The organism is Streptomyces sp. NBC_00887 (assembly GCF_045207585.1).
In genome coordinates this window covers 9,785,144-9,800,295 of record NZ_CP108788.1, presented here as the reverse complement: position 1 = coordinate 9,800,295, position 15,152 = coordinate 9,785,144, and the positions used below count along the sequence as shown (strand labels likewise).

The 15,152-nt window shown below is 64.8% G+C and carries 14 protein-coding genes and 1 pseudogene; 9 read left to right on the top strand and 6 right to left on the bottom strand.

Translation table 11 applies throughout. The annotated features are described in order from the left end of the window. Positions 1-383: 383 nt before the first annotated feature. Complete coding sequence (locus OG844_RS44610; protein WP_406387448.1) at positions 384-2,663, bottom strand: SpoIIE family protein phosphatase; 2,280 nt, start codon at positions 2,661-2,663, stop codon at positions 384-386. A gap of 985 nt (positions 2,664-3,648) precedes the next feature. On the opposite strand from OG844_RS44610, the gene OG844_RS44605 reads away from it, so the two are divergent. The 5 genes and pseudogenes from OG844_RS44605 to OG844_RS44585 form a co-directional block, all read left to right on the top strand. Then, complete coding sequence (locus OG844_RS44605) at positions 3,649-4,548, top strand: alpha/beta fold hydrolase (protein ID WP_406387450.1); 900 nt, start codon at positions 3,649-3,651, stop codon at positions 4,546-4,548. A gap of 195 nt (positions 4,549-4,743) precedes the next feature. Next, on the top strand, positions 4,744-5,025 hold the full coding sequence (gene tatA, locus OG844_RS44600; RefSeq protein ID WP_406387452.1) for a Sec-independent protein translocase subunit TatA: 282 nt from the start codon (positions 4,744-4,746) through the stop codon (positions 5,023-5,025). Between the two features lie 39 nt (positions 5,026-5,064). Further along, positions 5,065-5,913 carry a twin-arginine translocase subunit TatC gene (gene tatC, locus OG844_RS44595; protein ID WP_406387454.1) on the top strand — a complete coding sequence of 283 codons (849 nt, stop codon included), beginning with the start codon at positions 5,065-5,067 and terminating at the stop codon, positions 5,911-5,913. 48 nt (positions 5,914-5,961) lie between these two features. Further along, entirely contained in the window at positions 5,962-6,303 is a 342-nt protein-coding gene (tatB, locus tag OG844_RS44590) for a Sec-independent protein translocase protein TatB (RefSeq protein ID WP_406387455.1), read from the top strand. A gap of 295 nt (positions 6,304-6,598) precedes the next feature. Further along, a pseudogene (locus tag OG844_RS44585) lies at positions 6,599-6,757 on the top strand (IS5/IS1182 family transposase); the annotation flags it as partial. Between the two features lie 42 nt (positions 6,758-6,799). Here OG844_RS44585 and OG844_RS44580 read toward each other — a convergent pair. After that, the gene (locus OG844_RS44580; RefSeq protein ID WP_406387456.1) at positions 6,800-7,444 is read right to left on the bottom strand and encodes a hypothetical protein; all 645 of its coding nucleotides are present in this window, start codon (positions 7,442-7,444) and stop codon (positions 6,800-6,802) included. Between the two features lie 163 nt (positions 7,445-7,607). On the opposite strand from OG844_RS44580, the gene OG844_RS44575 reads away from it, so the two are divergent. Continuing rightward, on the top strand, positions 7,608-7,793 hold the full coding sequence (locus OG844_RS44575) for a transposase family protein (protein WP_406387457.1): 186 nt from the start codon (positions 7,608-7,610) through the stop codon (positions 7,791-7,793). Between the two features lie 779 nt (positions 7,794-8,572). Here OG844_RS44575 and OG844_RS44570 read toward each other — a convergent pair. Then, positions 8,573-8,752, bottom strand: coding sequence for a hypothetical protein (locus tag OG844_RS44570; RefSeq protein WP_406387458.1), 180 nt, complete (start codon positions 8,750-8,752; stop codon positions 8,573-8,575). Positions 8,753-9,315: 563 nt separating this feature from the next. Continuing rightward, positions 9,316-9,738: an organic hydroperoxide resistance protein gene (locus tag OG844_RS44565; protein ID WP_406387460.1), complete on the bottom strand. Its 423-nt coding sequence runs from the start codon at positions 9,736-9,738 to the stop codon at positions 9,316-9,318. Positions 9,739-10,310: 572 nt separating this feature from the next. On the opposite strand from OG844_RS44565, the gene OG844_RS44560 reads away from it, so the two are divergent. Further along, positions 10,311-11,501, top strand: coding sequence for an alpha/beta fold hydrolase (locus OG844_RS44560; protein WP_406387462.1), 1,191 nt, complete (start codon positions 10,311-10,313; stop codon positions 11,499-11,501). A gap of 235 nt (positions 11,502-11,736) precedes the next feature. On the opposite strand, the gene OG844_RS44555 is transcribed toward OG844_RS44560, so the two are convergent. Further along, positions 11,737-12,282 carry a CGNR zinc finger domain-containing protein gene (locus OG844_RS44555; RefSeq protein WP_406387464.1) on the bottom strand — a complete coding sequence of 182 codons (546 nt, stop codon included), beginning with the start codon at positions 12,280-12,282 and terminating at the stop codon, positions 11,737-11,739. 194 nt (positions 12,283-12,476) lie between these two features. Here OG844_RS44555 and OG844_RS44550 point away from each other — a divergent pair, with 194 nt between their 5' ends. After that, positions 12,477-13,355, top strand: coding sequence for a Bax inhibitor-1/YccA family protein (locus tag OG844_RS44550; RefSeq protein WP_406395949.1), 879 nt, complete (start codon positions 12,477-12,479; stop codon positions 13,353-13,355). Between the two features lie 253 nt (positions 13,356-13,608). Here OG844_RS44550 and OG844_RS44545 read toward each other — a convergent pair whose 3' ends face one another. Further along, positions 13,609-14,082, bottom strand: coding sequence for a VOC family protein (locus OG844_RS44545; protein ID WP_406387466.1), 474 nt, complete (start codon positions 14,080-14,082; stop codon positions 13,609-13,611). A 450-nt stretch (positions 14,083-14,532) separates the two neighbouring features. On the opposite strand from OG844_RS44545, the gene OG844_RS44540 reads away from it, so the two are divergent. After that, on the top strand, positions 14,533-14,958 hold the full coding sequence (locus OG844_RS44540; RefSeq protein WP_406387467.1) for a TIGR02611 family protein: 426 nt from the start codon (positions 14,533-14,535) through the stop codon (positions 14,956-14,958). Positions 14,959-15,152 lie beyond the last annotated feature (194 nt).

Below are 15,152 nucleotides of genomic sequence, written 5' to 3'. Positions count from 1 at the left end.
AGAGGTGCTGTGCCCGTCCACTGACAGGCATGCGGATTCGGGAAACCGAGCCGCTGTCCGTGGGTAGCTGGTGCCCGGCTGTCTGGCGTCCGTGTCACCAGTTGTCCGATGATCGTCCACCATTCCCCAGATAGGAGCATATGCTCCTATCTGGGGAATGGCAACAGTAAGCCTCTGAACACCTATCGGGCGGTTTGAAGGGATTCATCCAGGACCGGCTTCGAACAGTGGGAGGTGGCGGAGTCTCAGAGGGCGTGGCCACGGATGTGCACACCGAAGGTGACGGCTTTCCCAAGCCGAAGACCGGATCAGCCGCACGCCTCCGGGCCAGCCGCGGTTGCCGGAATCTGCGTCCACGCCGTGCCGCTGCTGGAGGCCGCTTTCTAGGACCCCGGGTCGTCTCCTGTCACCTCTTCGGACACTTCGATGGGCAGGTCGAGCAAGACCGTCTTGCCACGTCCGTTTGGCGAGCTTCGCCATTTCCCACCGAGCGCCTCCACGATGAGCAGACCGCGGCCGTGCTCCGCCTCCGCGTTTTCCTCCTCGGCAAGCGCAAGGGGGGAGGGAACGGGCGGGTTACTGCCGGCGTCCCGCACCTCCAACCGGATGTGGTCGTCGAACGCGCGCAGGCGGACATCGACGTCGCTGCCTGCGTGGATGAGTGCGTTTGTGACGATCTCGGAAGTGACCAGCTGGCATGTGTCGGACATCTCCCGCAGCCCCCAGGCGGCCAGCTGCTCGTCCACGAAGGTTCGCGCTGCTTTAACTCCTGGCAGATCCCGTTGCTGAATATGCAGGCTCTCCGCCCGCTGGCCCTTCAGGTCGCTGCAGCCCTCGTAGCGGACGAGTAGAAGCACGGCGTCGTCACGGTGCCGCTGTGGGCTCGTCATCTCGGCGGTCATGCGGTCCGCCAGCTGCTCGAGGTCCTCTTCTGCCTCACCACCGCCAGCATCCAGTAGCGCAAGCGCCTGCGCCTGCGGGTCCGGCGCATCCCAGGCGATCAGGCCGTCGGTGTACAGCATCAGGACCGATCCGGGCTCAATATTGTGCTCCCAGCCTTCACTGGCGACTGACGTGGACACTCCGAGGGGGATATTCGACGGAGCGGTCATGACTTCGGCAGTCCCGTTCGGTCTTCGTACCAGTGGCAGGGGGTGCCCGGCGCTAGCCACCTGGGCGGTGCCGTCGACCGTGTCCAGCACGATGACGCAGCAGGTCACGATCAGGTCTGTGCCGAGCGCAGCAAGCAGTGTGCTGGTCCGGTCGATGACAGTGGTCGGACTGTGGCCTTCGGATGCGTAGGCGGCCACAGCCGTGCGCACCTGCCCCATGACTGCGGCGCTGTCCATGCCGTGTCCTTCGACATCCCCGACCACCAACACCATCCGTTCGTCGGGCAGTTTGATCACGTCGTACCAGTCGCCGCCCACCTTCGAGGTGGCTGCGGTTGCTCGGTACCGCGCCGTGGTGGTGAGTCTGGGCGAATCAGGCAGCGCGGACGGCAGGAGGAATCTCTGGAGGCATTCTGCGACCTCGTGCTGCTTGACGCTCAGTGCGACACGTTTCACCGCCGCGCCGAGGAGTCCGGCGAGCATGGTCATGATCGCTCGTTCTTCGGGGGGAAACGCGCGGGGCCCTTGGAAGGAGAGGCAGCAAACGCCAACAACCTGGCCACTCCTGAGAGGGGAGAACTCAAGGAGTCCGGTGTTTCCCGCGAGGGGCAGGTATGCCTCGGCCAGTGAGTCGGTGCCGTACTCGTCGGAGAGCGACGACTGGCCGTCTGGAAAGAAGAGGGGGCGCCCGCGGCTGGCCCGGGCCGCCGGCACCTGGGCGTCCCGTCCGACGCCGTGGGTGGTGCGGACCAGCCCAGAAGACTTTCCGCTGTGCCCCAGGACCCAAAGCCGGCCGTCGTCAGCGAACGTGAGGACCAGGGCCTGGGCGCGCAACGGCAGCATCACGCAGTACTGAGCTGCCTCGACGATGTCGTCCATCGTCATGGCCTGATTGAGCAGTTCGGCCAGGCGCCGAACGGGGTACATCATGCTGATGCCGGCAGAGCCCGGGACTCCGGGCACTCCCCATCCGGGGGTCACGTAGTTCGTCTCCGGGTCGAACCACCGGGGCGCGAGCATCGGCATGGGACCGGGCTCGATTACGGCCCCCTTCCCCGTCAGCTCGCCGAGCGCCCGGGCCAGCGCGTCTGCGATGCCCTGCAACTCAGCGTGGTCTGCTTCCTGGTAGTTGTCGTGGGTCTCGAGACGGAGAGTAGTGATCGCTCCGAAGCGACGTTCAGCGGCGCTGACAGGGGCCGAAAGAGAGATATAGGGATAGGGAAGGGTGTTCCCCTGGTCGGCCGGGTCGGCCGGGACAGGGTCGGACAGGGTGGCAGTTTCCCGCAGGGCAAACGCGCGAGCCGAGGCATAGAGCGCACCCAGACGCATTCGCACGGGGAACGTGAAGAGGGAGGGTGGGCTGCCGCTGACTGCGGCGAGCCCAAGTCCGCCATGGGCGTTGTCGAACAGATAGACGGCTGCCGAGACTGCACGCAGACGACGGACCGCTTCCTTCAGGGCGTGATGCAAGGTCGCCGCGAGGTCAGCCGCTTCCGTACGACCGGGCTGGGTCCCGTGGGGGCGCTCGCCGGCTGAACCGCTGCTCGTCACAGAAGGTCCCCTTCTGAGTGTCGACCGCGATGGGCGAATACATTCAGCAAACGCGCCGTCCGGTCGTGCCGCAACCGACGCTCGACGCCGCCTGCCCTATTCACGAGGGCGACCCGGGCGTCGGGAAGGCACCTGCCTGGCCGGCACCGGAGGGTCGTAGCCATATGAAGCCGTCCGGCTCGCGAAAGCTCCGGCCACCTCCAGCAGCGCCGTTCTCCCGGGGCCGCCAGGGGAGACGTCGATATCCACAGCCTCCGTGCCGGTGCCCGCCAGCCGCAAGATCTACTCAACTGCACATTCACGCGCACCCCACCGGCGGCACATGTGTCTCGCGTGAATCATCACTGACAGCCCGGCCAGCAACGCAAATCGTTTATGCAGCGCCACCGGACCACGCCCAGGCCGCACCTGCAGAACTCCGGCGGGAGGCGGCCATCACAGTACATCCCGGGCCGATTCTCGCCCCTCCCCCTGCGAGGCAGGCATCCGCGGCCGCCTGCCCAGCCGCCCCTCCCCCGCACCGACGGATCCTCCTGAACTGCCGGTTTACGGGCCTGTTTCCGCCCGAGGTCGAGGTCCCCGCCGGAGGCCACTCGCCTACTGCGCCATTCCCTGGGCGACAAAGCACTCAAGACCTCGGACACCTCCGAGAGGCGCACGCTGCGTGAAGACCAGAACAGCGAAGCCCACACATACGCGTGGCGCAGCACCATTCGTGCGTCACCGCCTTGACAGGTGACGCAGTCCGTGTGAACCTCGTTCTACGTCTTCGATTTTGCGAAAGGAAATTTCAATGAACGCCACTCCTACTCCCATCGACTCCGCAGGTCAGACTGAGACCGCATCCAGGGCGCGCCGCTGGTTCTCACGCCGCGCGTTCGTTGGTGGAGCGGCTGTCGCGGCCGCTGGTGCATCGCTGACCGGTGTAGCCACGGTCCCGGCGGTTGCTTCTCAGGGGCGGCGAACACCCGCGGGCTTCGGCTCAGTGTCGACGGCACCGCGCCTGCCGGCAGGGTTTTCGGAGACATTTAAGAGCCGGTTCGTCCAGGCGAACGGGATCCGCCAGCACGCGGTCGTCGGTGGTGACGGTCCGCCGCTGCTGCTGGTTCACGGCTGGCCGCAGAACTGGTATGCCTGGCGCCTGCTGATGCCGGAGCTGGCCAAGAAGTACACCGTCGTGGCGGTGGACCAGCGGGGTATCGGCCTGACCGAGAAGCCCGCGACCGGCTATGACACGCGAACGCTGGCTAACGACCTCGTCGCACTGATGGACGCCCTCGGCCACCGCAACAAGTTCGCCGTGGTAGGCCATGACACCGGCATGGTGATCAGCTACGCCCTCGCAGCAGATCACCCCGACCGTGTCGCACGGGTCGCCCTGGCCGAGGTTCCTGGCCCGCCCGGAGTGGTCCCTTCTCCGCCGATGTTCATCGAAGAGCAGTTCAACAACAAGCTGTGGCACATCCCGTTCAACCGGGTCAACCATGAACTGACCGAGAAGCTCGTCCAGGACCGCGAGGACATCTTCTTCGGCTACGAGTTCGACATCCAGGGCGGCAAGCTCCCCGAGTACGCACGCGAGTACTACATCAGTCTCTTCTCCAACCCCGAATCCCTGCGCGGTGCCTTCCAGTTCTACCGATCGTGGGACACCACCCTCAAGCAGAACGAAAAGCGCGCCAAGACGAAGCTGCCGATGCCCACGCTCGCCATCGGCGGAGCCGACAGCTGGGGCCCCGGAGTCGGCCATGCGATGGCGGAGTCAACGACCAAGCTCGAGACCGCGGTAATCCCTGGTGCCGCTCATTGGGTCGCCGAGCAGGCGCCCAAGGCAATGCTCGACACCCTCGGGGAATTCCTCGCCCCGTACCGCCACCGCAGGTAGTCCTCCGCACCCACTCACTCCAGGCACTGACCTGAACAGCGGGGCCGAGTACCCGGTAACGGCAACTCGGCCCCGCTCACCCGGCTTTCCCCACCTCCGGTGGATCACTGACGGAATTCACGCAGCTCGCCCCGGCGATGCTTCATCCACTCACCTGTGCGGCGCTGCCGCGCCCCCACATGCGAAGGAAACAACATGTTCGGCAAGCTCGGAGCACCTGAAATCCTGCTCATTCTCGTCGTCCTGGTCCTGCTCTTCGGCGCCAAAAGGCTGCCCGGCATGGCACGCTCCCTCGGCCAGTCCCTGCGGATCCTCAAGAGCGAAACCAAGGCGATGCGCGATCGCGACGAGGAGACGACCACGAGCGCCTCCCCACCCATGTCCGAGGGCACCGAAGGCGACCCACTCGTAGCGGTCTCCGGCCCAAACCGCCAGGAGGTCCCGGTGGCCACCCCGGGTGTCTACAGCCCTCACTGACCGATAACCAGGAGGCGAGAGAAGGACCGAGGCCTACCCATGACTGCCACTGCATCCCAGCACCCTCAGGGGAGTATGCCCCTCACGGCCCACCTACGTGAGCTGCGCAATCGCCTCTCCAAGGCGATCGGTGCCATCCTCGTAACGACCGTCGTCGCCGCGCTGTTCTACAAGCAGCTCATCGATTTCGTCATTGCGCCCCTGCCCGGCTGCGATCCCACGACCATCGGAGCCGCGGGATCGGAACGGTGCGGCATCGTCTCGACCAACGGCCTTCTCTCCCCCTTCACCCTCGCTCTCAAGGTCTCTCTCACCGCAGGCCTCATCGCAGCGAGCCCCGTCTGGCTCTACCAAATATGGGCCTTCCTCGCCCCCGGACTGCACCGCAGCGAGAAGAAGTACACGCGAGCCTTCCTGGCAGTCGGCATCCCTCTCTTCCTTGTCGGGGCTGCGATCGCTTATGCCATCCTTCCCACCACTGCACGCGTTCTGATCTCCTTCACCCCGGACGGGGCCACCAATATCCTGCCCATCGACGACTTCCTCGATCTCGCTACGCGCGCGATCGTCGTCTTCGGGCTGGCCTTCGAGCTCCCCCTCCTTTTGATCATGCTCAACTTCGCCGGCGTCCTTTCCGCCCAACGCATGATCAGCTGGTGGCGATACATGGTCATCGGCATCACCGTCTTCGCCGCCATCGCCACACCCAGCAGCGACCCCCTGACCATGCTTGCCCTCGCCGGTCCCGTTACCGCTCTGTACCTCCTCGCCTGCGCCGTCGCATCGTTCAACGACCGTCGCCGTGCCCGGGCTGAGGACACAGATGCCCTCAGCCCGGACGAAGCTTCCACCCTGCCTTCTCTTCGTGAGCCGGCAGACAGCCACTGAACCCCACCAGCACCACCCCGCAAAAACATCACACCCAGGAGATTGCACATGTTCTTCGACATGGGCCCACTCGAAGTAATCGCCATCGCCGTAATCGCCATCATCGTCCTCGGCCCCGAGAAGCTACCGAAAGCCATACAAGAAGTCACTTCGGTAATCCGCAAATTTCGGTCACTCTCCCAGACTGCTCAAACCGAGATACGCAAAGAGCTCGGGCCCGAGTACTCCGACCTCCACCTCAACGACCTGCGCCCTCGCAACCTCACCCAAAAGGCTATATCCAGCGCAGAACAAAGCATCCGCCTGCACGATCTCGCAAAGAGTATCGATCTGGACAAAATTATCGCCGATGAGAAGACTCGGCCGACGCTCGCCAAGGTCACGAACTAATTGGTTCGTTCTTCGTTCGGATCAGCTGCTGTCCTGGCCGGAAAGGGGTCCGCCGCCGGTCGACCGGCGGAAGACAGGCAGCCCACCTGATCCGCGTCGGGCACGGCGCCCCGACCACCACCGCGGCCGACGTTCAACGGCATCACCCAGACCCTGGCCCTGGTCGACGGCACCCCGATGGCGGCCGGACGTCCCAGTCGGCCAAGGCCGCGCCCCGAATCCATCCCTGGGTGACAAGGCGTACGCCTAAGGCCGTACGGCGTGAACTGTGGCGTCGCTGGCCCTTGCGGGCGATCGCGGATCGCGCGGAGGTCGGCCGCCAAAGTTCGACAGGGACGACTACAAGCAGCGGCACGTTGTGGAGTGCGGGATCAACCGGCTCAAGCGCCACCGGGCTGTCGCCACTCGTTACGACAAACTCGCCGTCCGCTTCGAAGCGACCGTGCTGGTCGCCAGCCATCAACGAATGGCTGTGACCGGCACTTTCACGCGGGTCCTAGTCGTAAGGCGGGCCGATGACCGCCTGGCCGATCTGCTCGGCCAGCCAGGCAGCGTAGCTCTGTGAGTCCCCGGTCTTGTGGACGTCGACGCATACACTGTGGGTCCCGATTTGTCGGGTGGTTCCTGCGTCGTCGCAGTTGAAGACCAAGGTGACCCCGTCGTGATCGACCCGCCCGTCGTACCCGTGCTCTGGCACCGCCGGCCAGATCACCTGGTCCCAGCGGATCAAGCCGTATCTCGCCCCAACCAACGCCGTGAAGGCGTCCTCGACACTGCCTACCGGCTGGTCCAGCATCGACGCCCAGAGCGGGAGCAGGGGAACGAGGCCATCTGCATCCTCAGAAAGCTCGGCCGCGTGCCAGTCGCACCTCAAGCCCGCCTGCGCATCAAACTCCCTCGCCCAGAACTCTTCGTTCTCCGTGCGGAACCAGGCGTCCGGCAGCACCTTACGCAGTTCCAACACCTCCGCGACCGTGCAGAGTTCCACGTCCACCGATACCTGGGCATAGTCTCGATCGCCCAGCGCGAGGAGCCGGCGCCCCGTGGCGAGGGCCGCTGCCGGGTCTGACGTGCGGAAGACGGGATAGGAGACGCCGTTGGACATGTGAGCACCCTGCCACACGTCGATGTTGGCCAGCATCTGCGTTTCGAATGCCTGTGACCAGCACTCACAACAGGCCTAGTCGGCCGCTGTGATCACCGAACTCGTTGCCGAGGTCGGACCGTAGTGGCATGAGCATCGCCAGACCAGGCTTACGTCCCGGCCGCGGAAGAGTGCGGTGGGCGCAGGTGCGAAGCACCGCATGATCTTTGTCGACCGGCTCCTGGCCACGCTCGTGCACCTTCGCCACGGGGTTACTCACGACGCGCTGGCCTGCCGGTTCGGCGTGGACCGCTCAACCGTCACCCGGCCATCGGCGAGGTGCGGTCCCTGCTCGCGGAGCGGGAGGCACCATCAGCCCCGACGTGTGGCTGCGAACGCTAGCTGAGGTCGTTGACCCCGTCTCGGCGAGCCGGGAAAACCAGCATCATCGACGGCATCGAGATCGTCTCCCCCGAGCGTCGGCCACCAGGACCGGGACAAGTTCATCTCCGGCAGACCGGATACCGGCTTGGCAGACGAAAGCGCCAAACCCCGCCGCCCCTTTCGACGTCCCACCACTGACCGTGCACGAGCTCGTTAGACTCACGCAGCTGCTGACTGCAGCCGGTGCAACGGGGAAATCCTTTTGTACACGAGCAATATGGGAATCCTCCATCACCCATGCGGCGCAGGAGCCTGCGGGCTTGACTGCAACCTGTCGTCGCCAGCCTCATGGGCCATGCGTCAGGCAGGGCCGACCCCAAACGTGAACGCCGGTGCGCCCGCCGGACCGCAGCTACGGGCGCCACAATCGGGGTACGCCTACCTCGAGGGTCTCAAACGTTTCCGTATCCACTCGGACGCCCCATCGCCGGGGCAAGAGATCGCCCTGCGGCTTCAGTCCGACTAGAAGATATGCAGGAAGCAACCGAGCGTAACCGCACCGGCAGCTGCGATCGAGGTCATCTTGAGAAGGATCCTCTGGGGCTTCAAGGGGCCTCTTTCGGAGAAGCGTCATGTTCTGTTTCGACGTCAGGATGTCTCACACTTTCACCCTTGGCAGGTGCACGCCGAAAAACGGTGAAAGTATCGCGGCCGGGATTTGATATCACCAATCAGCCGAGGCGGTCGGCCATCCAGATGCTAGCGAATGGACTCGGACCGCCCCGGCCGAGAACGTATGGGTCACAGACCACCCATGCGTATGAGCCACCAATGCGCGTTGTACACACCGCTTTGCGTGTCGCGTGGCGCAGCCGAACGCTCTTCCACGGTGTCCTCCAGCCGGACAGGGGCCGGAAGCTTCGAGAACCGCAGGCTGCGCTGCAACTGCGCCGCATCTACAGACTTGCGTTCCTTTGCCATTTCAACGCCTCCTAGCACGGCCCTAGCGGCGTGCTCGCTAGCAGTCTGTCCTCTGTCTGCGACAGAGGCGGAAGTGGATACCTCCGGTGATCCCACAGATCCAAGAGCTGGACACAAGCACTTGGCCCGACGCGTCGTACCCCTGCGGGAGATGGCGGCCTCCGGTAGTTACTGATTGAACGAAGAATGCTGCCGAGAAATTCCTTTCCCTGGCAAACGTGCGCACTGACAAGAGGTTGCAGGGAGCGAACTCCCTGGCAAGCCCTCACCGCCTGGGCCTGGACGACGAGCCGGGCTCAAGACGAGGTGCCATGGCCCCGGATACGAGGCTGGCCCCGGCGTTTTCCGTAGGCCGCGACAAGAGGGATCGGAGATCCACGCGGGTCAGCTGTCAGCGGTTTCTGCCCCGTGGCAAAGGAATCCGGCTGATCAGCGGCCGATGCACCTCGGCTACGGCCTCGCGTCCCTACCGATCCGGAGCTCTCGCGAAGGTGGGTCTCGCAGCACGACGGTGATCCCTCGGCGCGCGACCCGCCCTCGGAGAGCAACTGATCATCGCCGAATCAGACAGCGGCGGCGTTGATGGTGACGGGGATGTTGCCTCGAATCGCCTTGGAGTACGGGCAGATCTGGTGCGCAGCGTTGGCGAGCTCGTCAGCCTCCCCCTGGGTGACTCCGCCGAGCGAAAGGTTGAGGACCGCGGCAAGGGAGTATCCGTCGCTGCCGTGGTTCAGGGTGAGTTCGGTGTCGATTTCGGTGCTGCTGAGGCGGATTTTGCGTTGTGCCGCTGCGACGCGAAGGGCTCCGAGGAAACAGGCGGACCAGCCGGCAGCAAAGAGCTGCTCGGGGTTGGTGGCAGTGCCCGCGCCACCAAGCTCCTTGGGGAGTGACAGATCGGTGCTGAGCAGGCCGTCGCTGGATTCGGCGTGGCCGCCGTTGCGGCCTTCGCCGGTGACCTTCACGAGAGCGGTGTAGTCGTTCGCCATGGTTTCTCCTTCTTGGGACGTGCGCTGCGGATCCGTAACGCACGAAGGCAACACAAATCACGTTGCGTCACCTGTTTAAGCGGTGACTCCATGATTACATCACACTGGTCACCAGTCAAGGTGGTGACGAATGAGGATGCATTCAACCGCCTGCCGCCTCGGCGCATGCGGGCAGCACCGGCTGGCAGGTCAGCGTCTGCGGCGGCCACCAGAGACACCCAGCCGGTTGCGCGGCAGCTGGAGGGACAGCGCCGCACACAGCGTCGGCCAGACAGGAAGGGGAGTCGCGGCGCGTCGCCGGACCACCCGTGCCCGCGGGCGTGCCGGACGGCAGCCCCAACCCCCGCCGTCACCCGCACGGCGCAGCGAAATGAATGCGGAACGCCCCGTCCGAGCCATCTTGACCGGCCACACCTGACCGCATACTGCAGCCCTTTCGGGGCTGAACCTCGCACCGGAAACCACTTGCCCGAATCAGTGGCCGGCTCCTGTATTCGCATGCCGCCCCCCATGCCCGACATGCCGGTAACTCGACGTGAGGTTACGTTCACGACGAGTGAAAGGAGAAGTGCATGAACCGAACTCCGGGCGAGCCGCCTTCCAAGGACAGCTCGAACCCAGACCTGTCTCAGGACAGCAGTCGTAAGCCCTCTAGGCGCACCGTCATCGGCGGCCTCATTGCGACCGCTGCCGTCGCCGCGCTGATCGGCGGATTGGTGCTGTCCTCCCCGGGAACACCCGCGACCAATGCCCGCTCCTCCACCTTGGGAGGAGAGCCTGCGGTACCGGACGCCTCGTCGGCATCTCAGTCGGATAAGTTCGGCTCGGTATCCACATCCCCGGGTCTCTCAGCGGAGTTCAAGAAGACTTTCACCGACCATTACATCGAGGCTAATGGTCTGCGTCAGCACGCGGTCATCGGAGGCGAAGGCCCGCCTCTCCTGCTGGTACACGGCTGGCCGGAGAGCTGGTACGCGTGGCGCCTGGTAATGCCGGCCCTGGCGCGCAACCACACGGTCATCGCGGTCGACCAGCGCGGCATGGGCCTGACCGAGAAGCCTGCGACCGGATACGACACCGGCACTCTGGCCAAGGACTTGGCCGCTCTGATGGACAAGCTCGGCCACGAGCGGTTCTCTCTCGTGGGCCACGACACCGGCATGATCATCAGCTACGCACTGGCCGCCGACTCCCCGAGCCGGGTCGAGCGCGTGGCCCTGGCCGAGGTACCCGGCCCGCCCGGAGTCGTCCCGTCGCCGCCGCTGTTCCTGCCCGAGCCGCTCAACAACAGGCTGTGGCACATCCCGTTCAACCGGGCCGACGCCAAGCTGGTCGAAGAGCTCGTCTCGGATCGGGAAGACGCTTTCTACGGCTACGAGTTCAAGGTCCAGGGCGGCGGAGTGCCCAAGGAGGCAATTGACTACTACGTCCGCCTCCTCTCCAACCCCGAGAGCCTGAGCGGAAGTTTCGGCCTCTACCGCGCCTGGGACGCCACCACCGCGCAGAACGAGAAGCGGGCGAAGACAAAGCTTCAGATGCCCGTTCTGGGAATCGGTGGCCAGGACAGCTGGGGGAAGGCCGTCGCCGACGCCATGAAGGGTGCTGCGGTGAACGTACAGACCGCTGTCATTCCCAACACGGGACACTGGCTCGCCGAGCAATCTCCCGACCAGATGGTGGCAGTCCTCACCAAGTTCCTGAACTCCGGCCGCGGCGACGCGGACCAGGGCGACACCACGTCTCCCCCCATGGCTGGGAAGTGACGCGAACCCTGCTCAGCGCCGGAACGACCAGCTAGGGACCGCCGCCTCCCCAGGAGGCGGCGGTCGCTTGTGCCGCCTCAGCCAGAAACCTGGCTGACGGCCTCGCTGATCTGCTAGGGAAGAGCGGACGCTGCGCGCAGTCGTGGACTTCGGCTGCCGTCCACCGCGACTGATCGGTCGTCGACGTACCCTCAACGGTTGGGTTAGGGCTCCGCGAGCGAGCGGAAGCAGTCTTCTACCCCCCGCTCATTCGCTTGCGGGCCCGATACGCTGCGGCCTTGATTCTGTTACCGCACGGGTCCATGGCACACCACTCCCGCCTCGCACCCCGAGACCGGTCGATGTAGACCTGCGAGCACTCGGGATTGCCGCACTCCTTGAGCAGCGAGACGTCCGGCCCGCCGAGGACCGAGACGGCATCCTGGGCGACAGCGGCGAACGCCTGCTCGATGGAAGCTTCGACATGCCGCCCTTCCGCGGTGAGCTGCGGAACGGGGGTGGGCTTACGCGCGTAATCATTTACGAGCGCCAGTGCGTGCTGGTCATAGGCCCGGCCGGACATCCTCGCCAGGATCAGCTGGTAGACGGCCTCTCTGAGCTCCAGGGCCTCGCGGAGATCTGTGGCCTCGCAGGGAATCTCGCGCTCCGTGATCCCGCTTTCACGGAACCATGCGCTGAGGCTCTCGGGTGAGGACATGTCCTCACGGGGATCTGAGCGGTACCTAAAGCGCAGTGTTCCTGCGAAGTCGAGCGCCGGGGCACCTCCAGGGAAAGCGTGCATGTCACCACTCTAAATGGTGACGAATGAGGGCGCAAGAACCCGCCCCAGGTCACCGGCGAGCCCAAGGGGCGCCACAATTCGTCACCCCCTTGACAGGTGACGATTGGTGTGTGACCGTGCAAGAGCGACGCAGGGTGCGACGCGGATGTACGAGCAGAGAAGGCAGTCGGATGTTGGACGCAGACAAGCGGTCCCTGAAGGGCAGCAATCCGCTCCTCCGCCAGTGGAAGGATCAGAACGACGGCGCCAGCGGTCGGCGGTCCGCCGGTGCGGAAAATTCGACGGACGCGGGCACCGCACCCTCGTTGATCACGATCAACCTCCGCAAGGACACCGAAGCGGCCTACGACTCCGGATTCAGCCCTCCCGCACAGAACACCGCCGGCGCCATGACGATGGACGACGTGGTCGTCCGCACGGCCATGACCCTCGGAACGGTCGTCCTGACAGCGGTGCTGTCGTGGGTCCTGCTGCCGGTTGACCAGATGCAGCTGGGCAGGTCTTACGGCATCGCGGGTGGTGCCGCCCTGGTCGCCTTCGCCCTCTCCATGATCCAAGCCCTCAAGAGTCGACCCACCCCGGCACTGATCCTTGCGTACGCGGCATTCGAGGGGGTCTTCCTCGGCGTCATCTCCGCTGCAGTCTCCACCCACATCGCGCCGGGTGTAGTGATTCAAGCGGTCCTGGGCACGATGGCGGTCTTCGCCGGAGTGCTGATCGCCTACAAATTCGGCTGGATACGCGTCACCCGTCGCTTCTACGGCTTCGTGATCGCGGCGGGACTAGGTTACCTACTGCTCACAGTGACGAACCTCTTGTTCTCCGAGCTCGGCGACAGCGAGGGACTCGGCTTCCGCAGCGGCAGCCTCGGCATCGTCTTCGGAGTCATCGGTGTCGTCCTGGCGGCAGCATTCCTGGCCCTGCACTTCAGGCAGGTCGAGGAGGGCATCGAGAACGGCGCCCCCCGAAGGGATGCCTGGCTCGCGGCCTTCGGACTCACCCTGACCCTAGTTTGGCTCTATGTGGAACTTCTCAACCTGCTGACGCTGGTGCGGGAAGAGGACGTCTTCTGATCGCTCCGACCGCCCCGGACCGAACCTGAACCGGAGCACTGGCCAGAGACAGCTCATGAGCGCGGGAGAAACTACTCCCGCGCTCATTCACGTACTGCGACGCACCGGGCCAACACGACGCCGAGGGCTCCTACCGCAAGCAGGCCGATAGCGACTATCAGCGTCTCCCCCTGCATCCGCGTCCCGCAACCAGACGCCCCCACACACCTTGACCGCGGCCCAGGCGCAGCCCGCGGATTCGAAGGGAAGCCGATCAGCGGCCCGGCGCCCGCTGGGTGACCTCCTGCAGTACCCAGCCATTGCCGTCAGGGTCGCTGAAGGTTGCGAAGGAGCCGTACGAAGCGCGGTCCGGGTGCGGGCCGGCCTTGCGTTCCTGCCCCTCAATGCCATGCACGACCCCACCGCCCTCATGGCTGTGGAAGACCAGCCCGCCCGCATCGTGGAAGATCTCGCTCACGTCGATCCCGCGGCCCACGAGTTCGTCACGCGCGGCCTCGATATCGGAGACAACCAGGTACAGGCCCTGGCTCGAGCCAGGCGCAGCTGCGCTGAGGCCCTTGCCGAGCAGGATCGAGCATTCCGATCCGGGAGGCGTGAGATGTACCGCCCTCCACTGTTCACTGACGTTGGCGTCGAGATCCAGACGGAACCCTGCCTTCTCGTAGAACGCCTTCGAACGGTCGACGTCAGAGACAGGAAGAACGACGACTTCGAGTTTGAGGTCCATTCCTCTAGTCACCCTCTTGGACCTGGTTCTCGCAACTGCAGGAGTCTTCGAGCTTGCAGCTCCTGTCTGCGGGTGCATCCCCATACCGCGCCGACCTGGTCCCGGGCAGGCACACAGCGCTTGCTGAAGGTTGGCTCTGCGTATATCTGAGACTCATTCTGAGGAGGACCGGAAGAGGGCACAGCACCGTGTGGTCTGCGCGGGAATAACTCCCCCTCGTCACTCCTTAGAATGGTTACGCCTGGTGCCGCAGCCCGCGAGCCGGCAACGAAGGACTGGGCCAGGCCATACAGAACTACCGGCCCAGCATCAATTATCCAGAGCCTGATCAGAGTTTATGCGGTGAAATGTGTCATGGTGTGGTCCAGGATTGAGGTAGACGAAAAGCTCAGAAGGGCAACAGCGGTCGCCTCGGACCCTGCAGAGAGCTTTTGCGCGAATACCGGCCCGATGGCTACATCCTCGAACAGCCGGACCGAAGGCGCTGTCTTGCAGGCAGAGGGAGGGGAGAAGCCGTACGGTTCCAAAGCCCCCCACTTCATCCAGCGTTCGAAGTCGCTACACCTGATCTGGCGGATCGGTATATTCCTTGCGGGATTCGCGGTAGTCGGCACCGGCGTGATCCTTTTGCCGCTCCCCGGCCCCGGCTGGGTAGTGATCTTCGGCGGTATGGCGATCTGGGCCAGCGAATTCACTTGGGCCCAGTTCGTCCTGCGCTGGACGAAGCGGAAGGTGACCGAGGCAACGCGGCGAGCTTTGCGGCCGGAAGTGAGGCGGCGCAATATTGTTCTCACATCGGCGGCGCTCGCGGTAGTGGCAGCAACTGCCGGTACCTTGATCACGCACTTCGGCCTTCTCAACCGATCCATCTTCTGACTTGCCGCCCCCGCCCGCGGTGGGACGGGGTGTCCTGTGCCCCCTCTCCGAGGATGCAGGCGAGCAACGATGGCACGGCGCCTCCTAGAGGACAGACGACCTGGCTGCCGTGAGCTGGGCAGGCAGGGCAGACGCGGCCCACGTCAATGACAGCCTGTGCAAAGGCAGTCGGAGCCTCTGCAAGTGCGTTGTGT

Excerpts from the sequence above, each read along its gene's own strand:
- tatA (WP_406387452.1), top strand. The coding sequence starts at position 4,744 with ATGTTCGGCAAGCTCGGAGCACCTGAAATCCTGCTCATTCTCGTCGTC.
- tatC (WP_406387454.1), top strand. The coding sequence starts at position 5,065 with ATGACTGCCACTGCATCCCAGCACCCTCAGGGGAGTATGCCCCTCACG.
- tatB (WP_406387455.1), top strand. The coding sequence starts at position 5,962 with ATGTTCTTCGACATGGGCCCACTCGAAGTAATCGCCATCGCCGTAATC.
- OG844_RS44580 (WP_406387456.1), bottom strand. The coding sequence starts at position 7,444 with ATGCTGGCCAACATCGACGTGTGGCAGGGTGCTCACATGTCCAACGGC.
- OG844_RS44575 (WP_406387457.1), top strand. The coding sequence starts at position 7,608 with ATGATCTTTGTCGACCGGCTCCTGGCCACGCTCGTGCACCTTCGCCAC.
- OG844_RS44570 (WP_406387458.1), bottom strand. The coding sequence starts at position 8,752 with ATGGCAAAGGAACGCAAGTCTGTAGATGCGGCGCAGTTGCAGCGCAGC.
- OG844_RS44565 (WP_406387460.1), bottom strand. The coding sequence starts at position 9,738 with ATGGCGAACGACTACACCGCTCTCGTGAAGGTCACCGGCGAAGGCCGC.
- OG844_RS44560 (WP_406387462.1), top strand. The coding sequence starts at position 10,311 with ATGAACCGAACTCCGGGCGAGCCGCCTTCCAAGGACAGCTCGAACCCA.
- OG844_RS44555 (WP_406387464.1), bottom strand. The coding sequence starts at position 12,282 with ATGCACGCTTTCCCTGGAGGTGCCCCGGCGCTCGACTTCGCAGGAACA.
- OG844_RS44545 (WP_406387466.1), bottom strand. The coding sequence starts at position 14,082 with ATGGACCTCAAACTCGAAGTCGTCGTTCTTCCTGTCTCTGACGTCGAC.
- OG844_RS44540 (WP_406387467.1), top strand. The coding sequence starts at position 14,533 with ATGGCTACATCCTCGAACAGCCGGACCGAAGGCGCTGTCTTGCAGGCA.